Raw genomic sequence first — 19,571 nt, forward strand, 5'->3', positions numbered from 1 at the left:
GACGAAATGGAATTTACAACAAAAGCCTACATCGAGCTGCTGGAATTATTAAGACACAACGGGTATTACTTTTGCATGTATCGCGAAAGTGAAACTGTCAAAAAATCGGTCATCATCAGGCACGATGTTGATTTCTCACTTGAAAAAGCACTAGAAATGGCCAGACTAGAACATGATCTAGCCGTGAAATCAACCTATTTCATTCTATTATCCACTAATTTTTATAATATCTTTTCAAAAGAATCCTTCGAAAAGCTAAAACAAATCCAGTCGTTAGGTCACGAAATTGGCATTCATTTTGATGAAAAACGATATGATATTCAAACTATTGAAGATATGCAGAAAGCTGTACAAATGGAAGCCAAAATTCTCGGTAACTTACTAAATACTGAAGTGAAGGTAGTTTCCATGCATCGACCTTCCAAACTCGTATTAGAAAATGATATTCAATTCCATCAAATCATCAACTCCTATTCCTCCAAATACTTCAAAAGCATGAAATACGTATCAGATTCAAGAATGAATTGGCGAGAAGATCCGATTGAAACGATTGAATCTGGAAAATATGAAAAGCTGCACATTCTGACCCATCCTTTCTGGTATTCTACTGAAATTGAAACAATGGAAGTTAAGCTAAAGGACTTCCTCAAACAATCGATAAGTGAACGATATAATTTTATGTATGACAATTTCACCGCATTAGATCAAGTGATTGATTGGAAGGAGATAACAGGGTGATTCGTATAAAAGATATCACAGACTTTTTAGACACTACAGAAATGCCCTACACATTTATCGGTGATTCAGAACTCACGATTCATACCTATGTTTCCATTGAAAATATTGCTGCCAATTTAATTTCATGGATTAAAGACGAGAAAAAAATGCAAGCCATTATGGGAAAAGTCATTACAAATTCGCTCATTGTCTCACTACAATTTGATACAAGTTCTTTTGAGAAGGCAAACTTTATTTTTTGTGACAATCCAAAAGCCATATACTTTACGATACTCAATCAATTTTTTCATGAAGAGACGAAGGTTGAATTTATTAGTGCAGCATCGGTTGTTGAAACGAGGAGTATCGGTAAACAGGTTTACATTGGTCACCATTGTTATATAGGGCCAGAAGTTGTGATTTCAGACAATGTACGAATCGAAAATAATGTTTCGATCCAAGGGAAAGTCACGATTGGAAAAGATACAATCATTCGTTCAGGTGCTGTGATTGGTACTGATGGGTTCGGCTATTTTGAAAATACTGACGGGATCAATGTTAGAGTTCCCCATTTTGGCGGTGTGATCATTGGCGAAGATGTGGAAATTGGGGCGAATACGTGTATTGACAGAGGAACGTTAGGGGATGTGGAAATCGGGAATCATGTAAAAATTAACAACCTTTGTCACATCGCCCATAATGTCATCATTGAAGATCATGTCATGATTGCCGCGTTGGTCAATATCTCTGGAAGTGTGTGGATTAAGAAAAATGTTTATATCTCTCCTGCAGCGACGATTCGAAATCAAGTAACCATTGGCGCCAATAGTTTAATCGGCTTAGGTTCGGTCGTTGTAAAAGATGTGGAGGATAATGTGGTGATTGTCGGTGTGCCAGGAAAAAAAATAAGAAATCATGTGGGTGAGAAATGACGAACTTACGATTTGCCATCATCGGTTGCGGGAGGATTTCACCGAATCATCTGGCCGCCGCTATTCAAAATAAGTTAGACATTGTCGCCATTTGTGATCTCGATGAAAAGAAAATGGAGCAGACCTTTTCAACATTTGATTTAGGGGTTGCAGTAACTAAATATACGGATTATCGACAGATGCTGGCAATTGAAAAACCTGATTTAGTGGCGATTTGTACAGAAAGCGGGAAACATGGACAAATTGCGTTGGATTGTATCGATTCGGGAAGCCATTTGATTATTGAAAAACCCATCGCGCTTTCTTTAGAAGAAGCTGATCAGATTATTGAAAGGGCAGAGGCGAAAAATTTAAAAGTAAGTGCTTGCCACCAAAATCGGTTTAATAAATCGGTTCAAAAATTGAGAGAAGCAGTAGAGGCAGGTCGTTTTGGTAGACTACTTCACGGAACAGCCCATATCCGCTGGAACCGTGGAGAGGACTACTACATCCAGGCACCTTGGCGAGGGACTTGGCAGCAAGACGGTGGGGCACTCATGAATCAATGCATTCATAATATTGATCTTTTGCGGTGGATGATGGGTGACGACATTGTAGAAGTTGTTGGAATGACGGATAATTTAAAGCATCCATTTATCGAGGCAGAAGATCTTGGAATTGCGTTAGTTCGATTTTCGAACGGTAGTTACGGTGTAATTGAGGGAACAACAAACATTTATCCTCAAAATTTTGAGGAAACGCTCTATGTGTTCGGGGATCAAGGGACCGTTAAAATCGGTGGGAAATCAGTAAATATTATTGAAGAATGGCTGTTTGCGGATCAATTGGACGATTCACAGGAAGTAAAAGCCAAGTATCACGAGAATCCGCCAACCGTCTATGGCTTTGGACATACGCCACTCTATGCAGACGTCATTGAGGCGATAAAACAGGACCGTGAACCATATGTGACGGCTGAAGATGGCAGAAGGGCATTAGAACTCGTCCTTGCCATTTATAAGTCAGCAGCTGAAAAGAAAAGTGTCCAACTCCCACTGGAGAAGGCGAGTACATTAGATTTTATTAATTTATTTCATCGAGTTAGTGGAAGTGGGCAGGGGCATGACTGAACTCGAAAAGTATCTGCAATTCAGCGAGCAGGAAACGACCATTCCTTTATTTTCAAAAGGCTGGTGGATGGATGCGGTTTGTCCGAATGAATGGGATGCCATATTAATTAAAGAAAACGGCGAAATCCGTGCGTCTTTGCCATACTATCTCCAACAAATCGGAACCGAGAAAGAAATTAGAAAAGCGACGTTAACCCAAACGAATGGCATCTGGATGCGATACCCACCAGATCAAAAATACGAAAGAGCACTGACGTATGAAAAAAACATGATGAATACCATCATAGATGAAATCGAGAAACTGGGGTTAACAAAATACCAACAATACTTTCATTATTCCTTTACAAACTGGCTTCCTTTTTATTGGCGTGGCTACTCGCAAACAACAAGGTATACGTATGTCATACACCATACTTCCAATTTGGATGAAGTCTATCAAAATTTCAATTCCAATATACGAAAGAATATAAGAAAAGCAGAGAAAAGCTTGCAGATTTATGAAGGTCTTGGAATCGATGAATTCTATCATTTAAATAAACTGACGTTTGAGAGGCAAAACTTAGAAATCCCCTATTCATTTGAAACGGTTTTGAGAATTGATGAAGCATGTGAACAAAGAAATGCTAGGAAAATATATTATTGTGCGGATGAGCAACATAAAATTCATGCCGCGGCTTATTTTGTTTGGGATGACGAGACGGTTTATTATTTAATGTCCGGTTCAAATCCTGACTATCGAAACAATCAATCTCTAACTTTACTGATTTATGAAGGCATTAAATTAGCAAGTAGGTTGAATCGGAAGTTTGATTTTGAAGGAAGTATGAAGCAAAATATCGAGCAGTTTTTCAGACAATTTGGTTCAAGGCAAATGCCTTACCATAATATTCATAAGGTTTTCTAGGGTTACGGACGTAATGGGTTTTCCGGGTGGAATTTATGTGGATTGGAGAGTGGCTATGCAGTATCGTGATTTACAGGCTCAATATCAAACCTATAAACATCAAATCGATTCAGCGATTCAAGGTGTATTATTTCATTCCAATTATATCGAAGGAAGAGAAGTAAAGGCACTCGAAGAACGATTAGCTGAATATGTGGGCGTGAAGCATTGCATCACGTGTGCGAATGGAACAGAAGCGATGACCCTTGTGCTGATGGCGTGGGAGATTGGGGAAGGCGATGCCGTTTTCATTCCAGATTTAACATTTTTCTCAACAGGAGAAGTGGTTTCGTTTTGCGGTGCAACACCGGTGTTTGTGGATGTATGTAAAGATACCTTTAACATGGATCCAACGCAACTAGAGAAGGCCATTGTTAAAACGTTGAAAGAAGGGAAAGTCACACCAAAAGTGATTATTCCTGTTGATTTATTTGGGTTACCTGCTGATCATCTTGAAATCGAGCGTATCGCAAAGAAATATCATTTACTTGTATTAGAAGACGCTGCCCAAGGCTTTGGGGGCAATATTCATGGGAAACGAGCATGCAGTTTTGGTGATGCCGCAACAACTTCTTTCTTCCCAGCGAAGCCTTTAGGTTGTTATGGAGATGGTGGGGCAATTTTTACGGATGATGATGAATTAGCAGAGTTGTTAAAGTCTTTGAAGGTTCATGGAAAAGGCGAAAGTAAGTACGACAATATTCGCATTGGGTTGAATTCGCGACTTGATACGATCCAAGCAGCCATTTTACAAGTCAAGCTTGACGCGTTCATCCAGCATGAATTGGATGACGTAAACCGAATTTATCAACTTTATAATGAAAAATTGAGCGGAATGGTTGATACACCTGCCATCCCCGATGGATTTTTTTCTAGCTTTGCCCAGTATACTATTAAGCTTAAGAATAGGGAGCAACGGGATCAGTTACAACAACATCTCAATAAGAACGGGATTCCAAGTATGGTGTATTACGTGAATCCAATGCATAAACAGAAAGCATTTGTACATTTACAATTTAATGAAGAAGATTTTCAAGTTACTAACGAGCATTGTGATTGTGTTCTGTCGTTACCAATGCATCCATATTTGAAGGAAACGGATGTAGAACTTGTGGCAAAAGTGGTTTCAGACTATATCAAGAAGAGCAACTTATAGAAGAGACAAATAGTGGAATATGTAATGAACGGATATTGGAGGGACCATCATCAAAAAAGTATGTCATATAACGAGTGCTCATGAACGTTATGATATTCGCATATTTGAAAAGGAATGTAAATCATTAGCAAGTCATGGCTATGATGTCTCCTTAATTGTAAATGATCAATTACCTAATGAAACAGTGGATCAAGTAAAGATCATCTCGACCAATTTTAAGCCAAAGAGCCGACTTGATCGGATGTTGAACTCCAAGAAAAAGATATTTAAAAAAGCTGTGGAAGTAGATGCCGATATCTATCATTATCATGATCCTGAATTAATGCCAATCGGGAATAAGTTAAAAAAACGAGGAAAGAAAGTCATCTTTGATTCCCACGAAAATTATCCGATGCAAATTAAAGAAAAAGAATATATTCCAAAGTTTTTACGGAAGGTCATCGCAAAAATATATTTCATGTATGAAACCTATTCGATTAAACGAATTGATGCGGTTGTCTTTCCATGTACGTATAGTTTGAAAAATCCTTTTGAAAACCGGGCGAAAAAAACGGCATTTATCGATAACTTTCCCATAGTACACGAATTGTACGATCGTTTTAATGAAAAGGAAGAAAAACTAAAAAATACGATTTGTCATATTGGCACGCTAACCCATGATCGGGGTATTACTTATAACATTCAAGCTGCCTATAAAGCGAAGGTTAACTTGATATTGGGGGGCGTCTTATCCCCTGATCGTTATCTTCAAGACGTTCGTGGAATGAAAGAGTTTGCGTGTGTGGATTATAGAGGTCATGTAAATCGAGAAGAAGTAACGGATATTTTGCGAAAAAGTAGGATTGGTCTATGTACAGTTTTAAATGTTGGCCAATATAACAAAGGCGATCATTTTGCAACAAAAGTCTATGAATATATGGCGATGGGATTGCCCGTCATTATAACCGATTTTCCATATGCCAGGGAAGAATTGAAAAGATACAAATTTGGCATCCCAGTTGACCCCGAAAATGTTGATGAAATCGCAGAGGCTATTTTGTATTTATTGAAAAACCCTGACATTGCAAAAGAAATGGGGAAAAATGGCCGCTTAGCGGTGAAAGAAAAATACAATTGGAGTATCGAAGAACAAAAATTAATCCGTTTATATAAGAATCTATAATACGTAAACCATCTGCCATCGAACACGTTAGTCTTGTGTGTACACACAAAAAAATGGTTAAGTAGGGAATGACTTCGTGGCTACAATCTAGAAAGCCGTTTTGGCACATCAATATTTAGTAGGGAGTACGCCATTTGAGTAAGAAAAAGTTTTTGATTGATTCACTATTAAATATTGTCGCTACAGCCATACCGATTATTATTCTTCAATTATTCACTTTACCGATTATTGGGGATCGATTAGGTGAAGAGCAATACGGTTTGGTCGTTACTTTAATCAGTCTCTTTACTGTATTGAGTTTTCCGTTCGGCAATGTGTTAAACAATATTCGATTATTAGTAGATGATGAATATAGTAAAAAGCGAATTTCTGGTGATTTCAATATTTTATTAATCAGCAGTATCGTGTTAAGCACGATTATGATGATCATTGGAACAATCTATTATGATGGTAAGTTTTCTTTCATCAGTATTAGTTTAATCGTCCTCATCTCCTGTTTAAATTTATTAAGAGAATATTTAGGCGCCAGTTTTCGGCTACAGTTAAACTATAAAAAGATTGTAATCAATAATGTGATCTTAACCATTGGCTATATTTTGGGCACTTTTTTATTTAGTTTGATGGGATACTGGCAATTCATCTTTATTTTTGGATACGGATTTAGTGTTCTCTATATCATCAAAAATTCAACTCTATTGAAAGAACCAGTTGTACGCACAGACATATTTAACTCCACTACTTATAAAAGTATCGTTCTCCTCGGCTCCTCTCTACTAACAAACGTAATAAATTATGCAGATAAACTATTAATTTTCCCATTACTTGGCCCAGCTGCGGTAACGATTTATTATACGGCGACCATCATCGGTAAAATCATGTCCATGGCCATCACGCCGATTAATGGGGTGATTTTGAGTTATATAGCGAGAATGGAAAAATTCAATCACAAAACATTCGGTTCGATTATGCTACTGACAGGGATTGTTTGCATCATTGGATATGTTTTTACGATTTGGATCAGTCCGTTTGTTCTAGGTTTTTTATATCCTGATTGGGCAAATGAGTCGTTAAAATATATTTATATTACAACCGCAACGGCTATTGTCGGTGTGATTAGTTCGGTCATCCAACCTTTTATTCTGAAATTTAACCATATCAATTGGCAGTTGATCATTAATGGCTCCAATGTGATTGTATATATGGTTTGTGCGTTTGTCTTGTATCAATTTTATGGATTAATGGGCTTTTGTATCGGGATTTTCATTTCAAGTGTGTATCAATTAATCCTCATGATTTGTATTTTTATTGTAAGTAATCGAAGAAATCACGAAGAACATGTAATGGGTGAATAATTCTTCAAAGGGTGGAAAACGGTGAGAAATCAAAGGTTGACGCATGATCACTTAGAAACACCTTATTTTTTAATCGATGAACAGGAATTACAGTCAAATCTCAAACAGCTAGAGGATGCACTTCACAAACATTGGGGTAACTCGATCATTGGCTATTCATTCAAAACGAACGGATTGCCTTGGTTATTGAATTACTTTAAAGAGCGCGGAATCTATGCAGAAGTGGTTTCAGACGATGAATATGAATTAGCGAAGAAGCTGGGGTATAAAAAAGAAAAAATCATTTATAACGGGGTCGCTAAATCAAAAGAAACGTTCATCGAAGCGGTTAAGAATGGATGTATTGTGAATGTTGATTCGCAAAGGGAGCTAGATTGGCTTAGGGAGTTGGATCGGTCTAGTGGGGAAATTTTTGAAGTTGGCATTCGCGTGAACTTTGATTTGGAGCGTGCCTGTCCTAATGAAACCGTTATGGGAGCAGAGGGTGGGCGATTTGGGTTTTGTTATGAAAATGGGGATTTGAAGAAAGCTATTGATACTGTCAATGCGCTAAAAACGATCAGCTTAACAGGCCTGCATTTACATTGCAGTACAAAGACAAGAAGTTTAAATATCTATCGAGCGATTTCGAAAATGGCCTGTGAAATTACACAAAAATATTCACTAAAGCTAAAGTATGTGGATGTCGGTGGAGGGTTTTTTGGAGGGCTTAAAGATAAACCCCAGTTTGATGAATATATCGAAGTAATATCTTCTGAATTAAGCAAAGTCTTTAACAACGAAGATACGCTCTTAATTGTAGAACCAGGAACGTCGATCGTTTCCTCTCCATTTAGTTTTGTCACAAGTGTCGTTGATGTGAAGCAAACGAGTGCGAATCATTTTGTCACAACGGATGGTAGTCACATTAATATCAATCCACTGAAAAATAAGGGGATCAAGTTTTTTAGGGTTCAGTATAAGAATAGTGAGTATAGAAAGCTTATCGACAAACAAGTCATCTCTGGATTTACCTGCATGGAGGATGACCGAATCATGGTGCTAGAGGACGCTCCTCAAGTTTTGGTTGGGGATCAAATCATTTATGAAAAAGTTGGCGCGTATTCCATGAGTCTATCTCCGTTATTTATTAAGTTCTTTCCTGCTGTCTATGTCGAGAAAGATGGCGTGATGATGGAAGCTCGTGAAAAATGGACAGCTGATCATTATTTGTGAAGATATTTCTTTGGCAATTTGGAGGAGGAAGGCGCGCTCATAACGGGGAAAGGTGCACATAGATACGTGCGGCGTGCTTATAACCGAGGAAAAGGCGCTCATAAACCGGAAATCGGCGTTCAAAAATGGGTGATGCGCTCATAACCGGGGAAAAGATGCTCAGAAATGACAGGTCGTTGCTCATAAACCCGAAATCGGTGCTCATAAGTAGTAGCACCGCTCAGCAACTAAAGGTTCGCGCTCAAAAGAAATGAGAGGAGCTTTTCAAATGAACATATTGATTCTTAGTTGTGGAACTAGGAATAAAATCGTTCAATACTTCAAAAAAGAGCTTGAAGGAATCGGCAAGGTCTACGCGACAGATTGTAGTCCTCTCGCACCAGCACTTTATGATGCGGACCAGTACTTCATCGTTCCAAGGATGGATCATCAAGATTATTTAAGTACGATTCTAGCAATTTGTAAAAATAATGATGTCAAGGCTGTGTTTACGTTAATCGACCCGGAAATCAGTTTGTTAGCAAAACATCGAGAAGAATTTTTAAACGTAGGCACCATCCCGATTGTGTCTGATTTAGAAAACGTTGAGATGTGCTTTGATAAGTTTTCGCTGAATACATTTCTAGTAAAAAACGGTTTTCATTCAATCAAAAGCTATATTGATAAAGAAGAATTTTATCGAAATGTGGATGCTGGGGTTGTAGATTTTCCCGTATTTGTTAAACCAGTAAAGGGCAGCGCAAGTATCAATATCAATAAAGTGACATCAAAAGAGGAAGTTGAATTATTATTTAAAAACTATAAGAATATGATGATTCAGGAATTTATAGATGGGGTTGAAATCGGCGCGGATGTGTATATAGATCTCCATTCAGGTGAACCCGTCGCCATTTTTACAAAAGAAAAGCTTGCGATGAGAGCAGGAGAAACGGATAAATCCATTTCTATCAAAGACGAAAAACTGTTTGATCTCATTAAAGATTTTGTGAAAGTGATTGGTTTTAGAGGAATCATTGACATCGACATTTTTAAAGTAAATGGGGAATATATCATTTCGGAAGTGAATCCACGTTTTGGTGGAGGTTACCCGCATGCCTATGAAAGTGGTGTCAACATACCGAAGATGATCGTCCATAATTTACACAATCAAGTGAATGAAAATGTCATTGGTCGGTACGAAGAACGTATTCGGATGATGAAATACAACGAAATCAAGATTATTAGATAACTAGATGTTGAGAATTCAGTGGTTTGGAACGAAGATGAAGGAGCTGTGGAATATGTACACAGTCAGTAATCTGAATCTGTTTTTTAAAAGACTGATTGATCTAGTTGGTAGTGGTTTAGGATTGCTATTGTTATCACCACTGATTGTTGTGATTGTCTTGCTTATGAAAATCACAATGCCTGGTCCCGTTTTTTTTAAGCAGGAAAGGGTGGGGAAAAGCGGGGTAGACTTCCATATATTTAAATTCCGAACGATGAAGGTTGACGTGGAAGCAGAGAGAAATTTAGATTTTTCAAAGGATGATAATCGAATTACTACATTAGGAAAATTTTTAAGAAGGACCAAAATAGACGAACTTCCGCAGCTTGTTAATGTTTTGGTAGGAGAGATGAGCTTAGTAGGACCTAGACCAACAGTTCATATACAAGTGGAGGAATATACACCGATTCAGATGCAACGCCTTCAGATGAAACCAGGAATGACAGGTCTTGCCCAAGTGAACGGAAACAATTCTATATCATGGGAACAACGAATTGAATACGATCTTTCATATATTCAAAATTATTCCATTTCACTCGATGTTAAAATCATCTGTAAAACAGTCGCGATTGTTTTATTTGGTGAAGAGAAATATAAAAGAGGTTAATTCTAAGAGCGCAATTCGACGATTAAATTGTTTTAAAACGGTAAGGAGATGGAAATGAAGACAATCCTAATTGGCTCTGTTGATTCAAGTAAAGTGGTACTTGAAGAAATGATTAGACTGAACTTTCCCGTGGATCTCGTATTTTCATTGGATGAAAAATATTCAAAAAATGTTTCTGGATATGAGCCAATTCATGAGTTGGCCGAAGCTCATCACATTCCATTTCGGAAGTTTAGAAATATAAACGAAGATCTCTATGTGAAAGAGATTACTGATCACCATCCAGATTATATTTTTGTGGTCGGATTGTCCCAACTCATAAAACCAGAAATTATTCATGCTGCAAGAATTGGAACAATCGGATTTCATCCCACTCCCCTTCCAAAATTCAGAGGAAGAGCCGCTTTAGTTTGGCAAGTCTTATTAGGCGTACGAGAAACAAAATGCTCTCTATTTTTTATAGATGAAGGCATGGACTCTGGCGATATTGTTGCACAGGAAGTGTATGTAATTGAAGATTCTGATTATGCGATTGATGTTCAAGAAAAGAGTAATGAAGCGCTTCAACGCATGATGCATCGGGTGCTACCTCAGATGTTGGATGGAACCGTTACATCGGTTAAACAGAATGAGGAAGAAGCGACCTATCTACTAAAGAGAACACCTGAAGATGGACGAATCGATTGGCAAGAACCTGTAGAAGCAATTCAACGATTAATAAGGGCGGTTTCAAAACCATACCCAGGTGCTTTTTCTCATTATAATGGTCAGCATAAATTGATCTTTTGGCGAGCGGATTATTTGGAAAATAAAAAATATGTCGGGATACCGGGGCAAATTGCACAAATTACGAGCGACTATATCGATATTGTTTGTAAAGGTGGGCTACTTCGAGTTACCGAGTTTGAGAATATTGATGTTGTGCAAATGAGAGCGGGCTATAAATTTAAGTGATATTTCCCTTGGAAAGTTAAGAAACAATCAGAGGTGAATGGATGAAGGTGTTGGTATTTGCACCACACAATGATGATGAGGTATTAGGTGTTGGCGGCACGATTGCGAAGTATGCAGCGCAAGGTCATGAAGTGTTTATTTGTGAGGTCACTAAAAGTAATACAGATGAAGAGATCAAAGAAGAACGTTCAGAAGCATTAGCTGCTCATCACCTATTAGGTGTTAAGGAAACAATCTTTTTAGATTTTCCCATTGTGACTTTAAGAGAAACTCCTTTAGTGAAAATAAATGCTGAATTTCTAAAAGTTGTGGAAGATATTCGACCAAACATTGCATTTATTCCTCATAAAGGTGATATGCATATGGACCATACAGTTGTCTCTCACAGTGCAATGGTTGCATTAAGACCAATTAATGGCATTAAGGTGGAGAATATTTATGCATATGAAACCCTTTCAGAAACAGAATGGAATCTTCCCACAGTAGACAATGCCTATATGCCAAATGTATGGAGTGATATCTCGAAATTCATCGACATAAAGAAAGAAGCAATGAACTGTTATCAATCACAACTAAAACAACCGCCTCATCCTCGAACACTTGAAATCATTGAAGCATTGGCAAAGCTTAGAGGCTCAACAGTTGGTGTACCATTTGCGGAAAGTTTTATGTTAGTTAGAAGATTAATTTAATTTTTTTTCTTAAACGGCTAAACCAGCACAATTGAATGGTATGATTTTTCAGGTATATTTATAGATCCACATAAAGAGCAAGAACAGAACATTAATGAGTTTAAAAGAAGCTTTGGTGGACAAGAAGTTGACGAGATAAAAGTGCTTAAAGCTCATAGTTTAAAAGGGGAAATATTCCTTCTATATGGAGGAATAAGCTTGAATATTTACGGGCAATAAAATCCACTTAATAGTTTGTAACACTTTTTTTCATTTATTAAGCTTGTCATATGTTAACTATGAAATCTTGAAAATGGGGAATAATAATTTAACTCTTGAAAGTGGATAAATTTGTTAATAAGAAAAGCTGAATGTAGAATCAGGACGCAAAAAGAAAGATCAATGACCAATGCCATGATCTGTATTAAATGCTGATTTAAAGCTTGTAGAAATATACACTTCAGTGACATATTCTATGCAAACAAAAGAGTTCTTTAAAGTAGCGATAAAAAGTTGAGGAAATAAAAAATATATCAAGAATGGTAAATTTTTTTAAAAATCATTCTCATAAAATACTTGTAAAATCAATTCTGTCTCACTGTTACAAGTATACTTGCTTAATGAGATGTAGCTTCCTATAATTTATATTATGTCAACTAAAATTAATTTCAAACTAAAGGAGTTCTCATTTTTCCCTGGGACTCCTCTTTTCAACATGCAATTCGATAAATTCCACACTATATTCAATTACGTCATTAATGAATACGTTATGATTCTTTGCGTACTCTTTTACATCCCTTATTAATTGAAGATCATACGTCGTTTTATACTGAATCCGATCTAGTGGTTTTATCAGTTTTGTCCAAAGTGATTTTGTCTTGTACCAGAACGTTTTTCAAACCATTTTCAATTAAATGATTCACATTTGTATCATGCTTTAACGCGTCTAAAACTGATTTACTGATATTTGTTCTGAATGAAACTCTATTCGTATTTGGCGTGTGAATGATTTTCCCATCGACAATTTTCCACATTGGAAACTTTCTATTGTCATCAACTACATATGGATTATCTGTATGCTGTGTCATATAGACTCGTTTATATATATGAAAGTTTTCAGAATCTGCATCTTTGTACAGTCTGTCAGAAAGTATTTGAAGACTGGTTTTTCCTCGTATCCAAATACGGTAAATCGTATGATTTTTTTGACTGGTGATAGTACTTATATCCGATTTTAAGCCCCAGGATTGAAATACCGCTAATAATCCTTCTGCAAAGGCTAAACTACCGGTTGTAACGTTCACTTGATATCCTTCATGACCTACCCAGCCATCGCCATCAATAACGCCACGTACAAATGATGGCAAAAACTTCTCTGAAACCTTTGGAAAAGGCACATTTAATGATTTCTTTGCTGTAATTCCGAGTGATTCAAGATCTTGTTTCATTTCTTCTGAATTAATGATTAATGTTGCTGCTGTCTTAGTTTTCCCAAATGGTGTTAGTACATAATCAGTTTCCATATAGTTGGCGATCAGTCGCAGTATACGTTCATCTTTTTGAGTAAAAAAAATACTATGAAATGAATTATGAATGTGTCCATCAGTAACCAATAAACCAAGTACCCATGCCATCATGCGTCCAAGCCTTATAGAAATTCTCATTCACTTGATGTTTTCTTGGTTGACCTGAATACTGTTCTCTATTCATGGGTATTCCATGTTTGTATAGAACATTACGAATTGCACGATCAGAAAGTCCGACAATTGAGTTCATTTCTTTGAAAGACATGTTATTTTTGTACAGTTTTATTATGGTTTCATCAGTTATTCCAGGATTTCGAGGCTTGCTATTGCTCCCTTCTTCTGAAAAACTATAGTTAAATGACTCTAAATCCATTATACGAACAAATGTTCTGTCACTTCTATTTTGGCATTTAAAATTGGAATTTCATTTTACACAAGGCAATGTCAGTATTTGATACACAGCTAAGAAATTGGTATACTGATTGTAAGATATGAGTAAAATAAAAAAGATCGCTGGTGCGCTAACACCAACGATCGACGTAATAGCAGGTTCCCATCAAGGGGATTGGCTACAAAATGGTAGGAATAACCCATCTGAGCGGCTAACTCAAGGATGGGTTATTTTTTATGGTTAAAAGACAGAATTGACACAATCAATGCTGCGAACGATAATGCAAACATTAATGCTTCAAATACTGACATGGCACCACCCCCTTTCTAACGGGAGTGAGCCAACCACCCTTGAGTACCTATTCTATTACCTTGCTATTATAACATACGTATGTTCGTAGTTAGAGGAGCCAATGGAACCTTTTTTAATACGTGATTTCCCACAATTTATTACTTACTATTTCTTCTTCCCTATATAAAGCAAATGCGAAGAAACGCCTAACATATGCGGATTACTCGCTGTTTCTTTCAGAAGCTCCAGCAATTGAGTGTACTCTTCATCCCCACGATTTCTCCAATAATCCCATTGTTCGCTCGTCAAAAGCGTTCCAATATTGGTCGATCCAATCAAATCCAAAGTCTCAAACCCTTGGGACTCCATAAATGGTTTAATATCCTCTACATTAAAGTAATATGCTCCCGTAAACCGGCCTTCATCGCTATGATTAAACTCACCGGTCTTCATGAATTCCACTATCGCATCCATCTTATCGTTTGGACTCCAGTTCCAAGGATTCATTAAAGAGGTCAGGACATGCTTGCTTCTTGGCATAAAGGCAACAAACACAATACCTTCCTGTTTGGTCACGCGGTACAGTTCCTGAATCGCTTTTTGTCGGTCATCTTCTTTTTGCAAATGGTACATAGGTCCAAGCGCAAGTGCAGCATCAAATTTCTCATCAGCCAAAACAGACAGATCTCTGGCGTCGGCCACGTGAAAACCTTTAAAGTGTGCATCTAGATCCATTTCTATTGCTTTATCTTGAGCAACTTCAACCAATCTAGGGACTAAATCCGTCAATGTCACTTCATACCCTTGGTGTGCCAACCTCATGGCATATTTTCCAGGTCCCGCTCCGTTATCCAGCACACTGCCTGTTGCCGGCATATATTTCTGAATGAAATGCCAATTAATCTGAAACTCTAATGGTTCTCGGTCAAGTCTTCCCCATTCATCAAACTTGGAATAGTACTCAATAATTTTACTCATTTTCAAATCCCCTTTTTTGATCACTTATATGTTTCCCCAACCATACCCTATTAAATTTAACTGTTTGCCGCCGATTGTAATGTCTTTTTGGTTTTCAATGACTTTGGCACCCATTGCTTCGTAGAAATATTTTGAAGGATTATCTTCCAATACCCATACGAGCGCGGATGTCATATTATTTTCCTTAAGCTTCAAAAAGACTTGTTGCAGCAATTGCCTGCCCATTCCTATGCCTTGAAATTCTTCCAAGATATATAGCGTCGTAATATCAGCCATATAACCTGGATATTCTCCTGACTTTTCTTTTCCACCATCAGTAAAACCAACGATTTTCCCGTCCAGTTCAGCTACGAACACATAATTAGTTTCGTTTGAAATATTTTGAATCCACAGCTGGGTACGATTTTCATAGGAGAGTTTATTCAAAAACACTTCCGGGACGATGTCTTTATAAGTAGTTCTCCAGCAATCCACATGCACACGTGCGATCCCTTCTGCATCCGTAACGTTAGCCTCTCTGATTATCATCTTCATCGTTCCTTCCCTTTTTTTAGACGCAAAAAAACCCATCGCTCAAAAGAGACGACAGGTTTACCCTTCGTGGTACCACTCTTATTGGTTTGCAAACTGAACAAACCTTCTTAAGACTTTATTACGGAAGTGAACCGTTCAGACCTACATGTCAGCCTGACCTCTCATAAGCGAGTTGGGGAGTTTATTGACTGTCTTTCACCGACCGACAGCTCTCTGAGCAATAAATATTCCTTAATACTCTTAATCTCTGAGTTTAATTTATGGGAAAATTTTCTTAATGATACAATTGTTGAAATATTTAGTCAAGAATTTTTTTTAGAAAATCAATAATTCCAAAACAACGAAACCTTCCAGTCTGTTCCTGCGTACACTTAAATAGGAGTTCGAAGGACGGTAAGAAAATAATGAAAATCAATAAAATTAAATCTCTACTGCCAGCAAGCCTTTTGGTCAGCACCTTTTTGTTTATATGGATGTCAGGTCTACTGGGCACATGGACAACAGGCATGCCGTTTATTGTTGGCGACACGAAGAAATATCATGATGAAAAAGGTCACACTGTCAAAGGTACCTACTCACTAACCGTAGATCTCACCAATTTGGAAAGTAATCTTGGCAAAGATTTGTACAATGATGGAACTCACCGCATTTATGTGACCCACATTCGAACGTCTGATCATGATGGTGTGTATGAAATTATTTTCAGATCAAGTGGAACATATTCGCAGAGTGGAGCTTCACTAATCTCAGGAATTCATCATGCCGGGATAAATGGAAATACATTTACATCCGAAATGTCTGCAAAAATGTCTACAGAAATTGATGGTAAGACCTATGAAAACTACCCTTTAAGTACGAGTGGGATCAATTTTAGAGACGGCGATGAATTTGGATTTTATACTGGCCCAACAGATGTCCAAGAAACTGATGGTAATATTCCGGGTGAAGTAGAATCGATGAAAATTACCGTAAGCAATCTTTATCAAAACCTCTGGAGCAAGAAGTAATCACGATTTAAAGACAATTAACATCTTTCTGCAACATGTTCTGCTTCATCGTGCAGCCCCATTGAAGTCAGCAATTCCTGTATCAATTCCCAGACCGCTTCATCATAACCAGATGTCACGATGTACCAATAATTTGCATTACGGATGAATGCCAGCTTTTCTAATTCATTGGCTTGACTCAAAAATAGACGCATTCGTTTCATTTCCTTTTCATCGCACTTTCGTTCTTCAGAAAAAGTGAAGCTCGCTTTTGAAGTCGTTTCCGAATTTTGATCCGTCACGCCGAGTCCATCCAAAGTAGCCATATGGATAGACTCAGCTCTTTCTTTTTTCACTTCATGTAAATAACTGACTACATCCACTTTCTTTGTCCCAAAAACTTCACGACAACGGGTAAGAATACGCTCTCGATCTTTTTTCCATTTTCTTGGCGCATCTTTCCCGAATTCTTTTGCCAGTTCTTGAGCTTGTTGTTCATTCTCATAACTCCATATGGTTTCCAACATCTCCACATAGGGTACTGAAAAAGCCAAATCTAAAAACTCTCGAATATTCCTTGCCATGTATCGAATCGGCGGATCATTGGTTGGCGTTACACATACAATTGGGGCTTCGGTTAAATCTGATAAGGAATGAAAATCAGTCAAAAACCCGAAATGAATTCCATCACCGCCAGTGCTAGCAAACGCAATTAAATCAGGAGGCGTAATCGCATAAGGATCAAATTGGTTGAATGGTTGAAAACCAATTTGACTAAGTGAAAGGCCTTTTTCCGCAAACTCTTCTTCCAGTTGGAACAATTGATGGATTTCACGTGGTATTTCATAGGAACCATATGATTCTTTCAATTCAACATTCCCCATTGAACTCTTCCCCCTATCTTCGTCCTTTTACATTTGTTCGATGAATTAACTGGTTAATCCTGCATTTTATGGAAAACAAAAAACAGGAAAGAATGGGTTATCTCTTTCCTGTTACATAAAATGTTCTTGTTGGGGTCCCTTCAGGAAAATGCAGATTTTCAACGTTAAGAAAATATAATGTGAAAAAGCCGCATTCCAATGGCTATGGAATCCGGCTTTCATGACGTTTTTTAATAAAACCCGTTATTCAACTATCGCGTGTTCGTTAGCTTAAGGTACTTCCGCGATATGAGTAAACAAAGCAAACGAGGTCATTATTTACTTTTATTTAAAGGAACGACTAATTCTAATTCCTTTATTTCTTCATTAAATCCTTGACTATTTGCTCGACTTGGCTTGAGTGTAAATGATTTTGGTATGGTATCCATTGGAGGCAAAGTCAGTACCATATGATGACCATAGTTCCCATCAGCCATGCCTTCCTGTAGTTTTAGTTTATCATATACATGACCATTATCATCGACTACAGAGAAATTAAACCATGGCCAACTATCGTTTTTATCCATTTCGGCAGGGTAATCAATCGTTAGGTCTATTCTTGTTGATAAAGGTGAGAATGTTACTTTGTCGGCTGTTAGTGTATACACTTCATCGACCGTTTGAGTTGTAACTTCTGGATAAAACTCAAATACATCACCTTTTATTTTTTCAAGTGGGAAAGCCACCTTCAACTTACCTTCATAGCCAAATAAATCTTCTCCATGGACCTCAATCTCAATGTTATCGCCATATTCATTATACTTAGAAAAGGTAAATTGATGATGTTCAATTATTGTTTTCGAGTTTACGTCATCTTGCCCTATTGAACCCATCGCTGGTTTAATTTCTTGTTGTCCATTAATTGTTATATAGCTAAAGCCGGCCTTTTCTTCTTTCATCGAAAGTTCTTTTTGACCTGTGTAAACAACTGTTACGATTATCCGGTTTCCATCATAAGCTGCTTCTTTTACAGTCATTGTTAAGCCGTTTTTACTATCTTGTTTATCAATTACTTTCGTAAGTTGATCGTGTTCAATTTTATCTGAGGCAATGTCTCTAAAGTCCTTATAAATTGGACCGATCACGGGGATATTTGATAATGCTTCTGCCATGCCTGTTGAAACAAATCCAGAACCAAGCAAAGATATACATAACCCACATGCAACCAAGATTGACCGTTTTGTGGTTCTTCCTATTTTTCTTTTTTTCTTGGCTTGAAAGATAGCCTCTTTCTCCCTTGCCATTAGCTTTTCAACAGGTAGATTTATATTGTCGATAGATCGATTGAATTTGTCCTTATTCATAAAGATACCCCTCCTTTAAAATGGGTCTTAGCTCTTTTTTCGCTCTATTTAAGTGTGATTTCACGGTTCCTTCCGGATAATTCATGATGGTGGCAATTTCCTTAATGGACAGATCGTGATAATACCTCAACAAAATAATGGTTTTAACAGTAGGATTTAAGAATTTAAAGGCTTCTGATAAATCCATAGAATGCATTATAAAATCAACATTTTCAGAAGCGATTAATTCAGTAAAGATTTCCTCATCATCTGTAGAAAAATGGCGGGATTCTTTGCGAATAAAATCAATCGCTTTAAAAACTAGAATTTTTGTAATCCAACTCGCAAAGCTTTCAGGTTTTTTTAATGTCTTTATTGAAATATAGGCTGTGTAAATAGTATCTTGATAGATATCAAGAGCATCTTGTTCATTTCTAACATATGCATAGGCTGTCCGATACAACTTTTGTCGAACAGAACTAATCAATTGTTCAAATGCTTCATCTTCCCCTTTTTTTGCTTTTTGTACTAATTTTGCTATATCCATTCTGGCTCTCCTCTCCGTTACACAATA

The 19,571-nt window shown here is 37.3% G+C and carries 20 protein-coding genes and 1 other annotated feature; of the genes, 13 read left to right on the forward strand and 7 right to left on the reverse strand.

Annotated features, from left to right (window positions below; genetic code table 11):
- The first annotated feature begins 6 nt into the window (after positions 1-6).
- The 12 genes from MHH33_RS09540 (at position 7) to MHH33_RS09595 (ending at position 12,106) form a co-directional block, all read left to right on the forward strand.
- On the forward strand, positions 7-738 hold the full coding sequence (locus MHH33_RS09540; protein ID WP_342541580.1) for a hypothetical protein: 732 nt from the start codon (positions 7-9) through the stop codon (positions 736-738).
- The gene (locus tag MHH33_RS09545; RefSeq protein ID WP_342541581.1) at positions 735-1,649 is read left to right on the forward strand and encodes a UDP-3-O-(3-hydroxymyristoyl)glucosamine N-acyltransferase; all 915 of its coding nucleotides are present in this window, start codon (positions 735-737) and stop codon (positions 1,647-1,649) included. Before MHH33_RS09540 ends, MHH33_RS09545 begins: the two co-directional genes overlap by 4 nt.
- A complete protein-coding gene (locus MHH33_RS09550) occupies positions 1,646-2,758 on the forward strand; it encodes a Gfo/Idh/MocA family oxidoreductase (protein WP_342541582.1) in 1,113 nt (370 codons plus the stop codon). The genes MHH33_RS09545 and MHH33_RS09550 overlap by 4 nt, the downstream gene beginning before the upstream one ends.
- On the forward strand, positions 2,751-3,662 hold the full coding sequence (locus tag MHH33_RS09555; RefSeq protein WP_342541583.1) for a GNAT family N-acetyltransferase: 912 nt from the start codon (positions 2,751-2,753) through the stop codon (positions 3,660-3,662). The genes MHH33_RS09550 and MHH33_RS09555 overlap by 8 nt, the downstream gene beginning before the upstream one ends.
- A gap of 37 nt (positions 3,663-3,699) precedes the next feature.
- The gene (locus tag MHH33_RS09560) at positions 3,700-4,857 is read left to right on the forward strand and encodes a DegT/DnrJ/EryC1/StrS family aminotransferase (RefSeq protein WP_342541584.1); all 1,158 of its coding nucleotides are present in this window, start codon (positions 3,700-3,702) and stop codon (positions 4,855-4,857) included.
- A 100-nt stretch (positions 4,858-4,957) separates the two neighbouring features.
- Positions 4,958-6,019 (forward strand): glycosyltransferase family 4 protein, encoded by a 1,062-nt coding sequence (locus tag MHH33_RS09565; RefSeq protein WP_342543755.1) that lies wholly within the window; start codon positions 4,958-4,960, stop codon positions 6,017-6,019.
- Positions 6,020-6,153: 134 nt separating this feature from the next.
- A complete protein-coding gene (locus tag MHH33_RS09570; protein WP_342541585.1) occupies positions 6,154-7,371 on the forward strand; it encodes a hypothetical protein in 1,218 nt (405 codons plus the stop codon).
- A gap of 21 nt (positions 7,372-7,392) precedes the next feature.
- Positions 7,393-8,586, forward strand: a complete 1,194-nt coding sequence (locus tag MHH33_RS09575; protein ID WP_342541586.1) for a pyridoxal-dependent decarboxylase — start codon at positions 7,393-7,395, stop codon at positions 8,584-8,586.
- A 268-nt stretch (positions 8,587-8,854) separates the two neighbouring features.
- A complete protein-coding gene (locus MHH33_RS09580; RefSeq protein WP_342541587.1) occupies positions 8,855-9,814 on the forward strand; it encodes an ATP-grasp domain-containing protein in 960 nt (319 codons plus the stop codon).
- A 52-nt stretch (positions 9,815-9,866) separates the two neighbouring features.
- A complete protein-coding gene (locus tag MHH33_RS09585; RefSeq protein ID WP_342541588.1) occupies positions 9,867-10,460 on the forward strand; it encodes a sugar transferase in 594 nt (197 codons plus the stop codon).
- A 54-nt stretch (positions 10,461-10,514) separates the two neighbouring features.
- Entirely contained in the window at positions 10,515-11,414 is a 900-nt protein-coding gene (locus MHH33_RS09590) for a methionyl-tRNA formyltransferase (RefSeq protein WP_342541589.1), read from the forward strand.
- 41 nt (positions 11,415-11,455) lie between these two features.
- Positions 11,456-12,106 (forward strand): PIG-L deacetylase family protein, encoded by a 651-nt coding sequence (locus tag MHH33_RS09595; protein WP_342541590.1) that lies wholly within the window; start codon positions 11,456-11,458, stop codon positions 12,104-12,106.
- An 803-nt stretch (positions 12,107-12,909) separates the two neighbouring features.
- On the opposite strand, the gene MHH33_RS09600 is transcribed toward MHH33_RS09595, so the two are convergent.
- The 4 genes from MHH33_RS09600 to MHH33_RS09615 all read right to left on the reverse strand — a co-directional run bounded on the left by MHH33_RS09600 (position 12,910) and on the right by MHH33_RS09615 (position 15,799).
- Positions 12,910-13,722: an LAGLIDADG family homing endonuclease gene (locus tag MHH33_RS09600; RefSeq protein ID WP_342541591.1), complete on the reverse strand. Its 813-nt coding sequence runs from the start codon at positions 13,720-13,722 to the stop codon at positions 12,910-12,912.
- Positions 13,688-13,876, reverse strand: coding sequence for a hypothetical protein (locus MHH33_RS09605; RefSeq protein ID WP_342541592.1), 189 nt, complete (start codon positions 13,874-13,876; stop codon positions 13,688-13,690). The genes MHH33_RS09600 and MHH33_RS09605 overlap by 35 nt, the downstream gene beginning before the upstream one ends.
- Positions 13,877-14,458: 582 nt before the next feature.
- A complete protein-coding gene (locus MHH33_RS09610; protein ID WP_342541593.1) occupies positions 14,459-15,271 on the reverse strand; it encodes a class I SAM-dependent methyltransferase in 813 nt (270 codons plus the stop codon).
- Between the two features lie 24 nt (positions 15,272-15,295).
- Positions 15,296-15,799, reverse strand: coding sequence for a GNAT family N-acetyltransferase (locus MHH33_RS09615; RefSeq protein WP_342543756.1), 504 nt, complete (start codon positions 15,797-15,799; stop codon positions 15,296-15,298).
- Between the two features lie 47 nt (positions 15,800-15,846).
- Positions 15,847-16,062: a binding site (T-box leader), on the reverse strand.
- A gap of 147 nt (positions 16,063-16,209) precedes the next feature.
- Here MHH33_RS09615 and MHH33_RS09620 point away from each other — a divergent pair.
- A complete protein-coding gene (locus MHH33_RS09620) occupies positions 16,210-16,812 on the forward strand; it encodes a hypothetical protein (RefSeq protein ID WP_342541594.1) in 603 nt (200 codons plus the stop codon).
- A gap of 17 nt (positions 16,813-16,829) precedes the next feature.
- On the opposite strand, the gene MHH33_RS09625 is transcribed toward MHH33_RS09620, so the two are convergent.
- From MHH33_RS09625 to MHH33_RS09635, 3 genes are all read right to left on the reverse strand, one after another.
- Entirely contained in the window at positions 16,830-17,675 is an 846-nt protein-coding gene (locus tag MHH33_RS09625; RefSeq protein ID WP_342541595.1) for a hypothetical protein, read from the reverse strand.
- 314 nt (positions 17,676-17,989) lie between these two features.
- Complete coding sequence (locus MHH33_RS09630; protein WP_342541596.1) at positions 17,990-19,018, reverse strand: DUF4179 domain-containing protein; 1,029 nt, start codon at positions 19,016-19,018, stop codon at positions 17,990-17,992.
- A complete protein-coding gene (locus MHH33_RS09635; RefSeq protein ID WP_016427240.1) occupies positions 19,011-19,544 on the reverse strand; it encodes a sigma-70 family RNA polymerase sigma factor in 534 nt (177 codons plus the stop codon). The genes MHH33_RS09630 and MHH33_RS09635 overlap by 8 nt, the downstream gene beginning before the upstream one ends.
- Positions 19,545-19,571 lie beyond the last annotated feature (27 nt).

The organism is Paenisporosarcina sp. FSL H8-0542 (assembly GCF_038632915.1).
In the GTDB taxonomy this organism is placed as follows: Bacteria; Bacillota; Bacilli; order Bacillales_A; family Planococcaceae; genus Paenisporosarcina.

Coding starts and splice junctions, on each gene's coding strand:
- MHH33_RS09580 (WP_342541587.1), top strand. CDS start 8,855: ATGAACATATTGATTCTTAGTTGTGGAACTAGGAATAAAATCGTTCAA.
- MHH33_RS09615 (WP_342543756.1), bottom strand. CDS start 15,799: ATGATAATCAGAGAGGCTAACGTTACGGATGCAGAAGGGATCGCACGT.
- MHH33_RS09620 (WP_342541594.1), top strand. CDS start 16,210: ATGAAAATCAATAAAATTAAATCTCTACTGCCAGCAAGCCTTTTGGTC.
- MHH33_RS09555 (WP_342541583.1), top strand. CDS start 2,751: ATGACTGAACTCGAAAAGTATCTGCAATTCAGCGAGCAGGAAACGACC.
- MHH33_RS09625 (WP_342541595.1), bottom strand. CDS start 17,675: ATGGGGAATGTTGAATTGAAAGAATCATATGGTTCCTATGAAATACCA.
- MHH33_RS09610 (WP_342541593.1), bottom strand. CDS start 15,271: ATGAGTAAAATTATTGAGTACTATTCCAAGTTTGATGAATGGGGAAGA.
- MHH33_RS09550 (WP_342541582.1), top strand. CDS start 1,646: ATGACGAACTTACGATTTGCCATCATCGGTTGCGGGAGGATTTCACCG.
- MHH33_RS09630 (WP_342541596.1), bottom strand. CDS start 19,018: ATGAATAAGGACAAATTCAATCGATCTATCGACAATATAAATCTACCT.
- MHH33_RS09595 (WP_342541590.1), top strand. CDS start 11,456: ATGAAGGTGTTGGTATTTGCACCACACAATGATGATGAGGTATTAGGT.
- MHH33_RS09585 (WP_342541588.1), top strand. CDS start 9,867: ATGTACACAGTCAGTAATCTGAATCTGTTTTTTAAAAGACTGATTGAT.
- MHH33_RS09605 (WP_342541592.1), bottom strand. CDS start 13,876: ATGTCTTTCAAAGAAATGAACTCAATTGTCGGACTTTCTGATCGTGCA.
- MHH33_RS09590 (WP_342541589.1), top strand. CDS start 10,515: ATGAAGACAATCCTAATTGGCTCTGTTGATTCAAGTAAAGTGGTACTT.
- MHH33_RS09600 (WP_342541591.1), bottom strand. CDS start 13,722: ATGATGGCATGGGTACTTGGTTTATTGGTTACTGATGGACACATTCAT.
- MHH33_RS09635 (WP_016427240.1), bottom strand. CDS start 19,544: ATGGATATAGCAAAATTAGTACAAAAAGCAAAAAAAGGGGAAGATGAA.
- MHH33_RS09540 (WP_342541580.1), top strand. CDS start 7: ATGGAATTTACAACAAAAGCCTACATCGAGCTGCTGGAATTATTAAGA.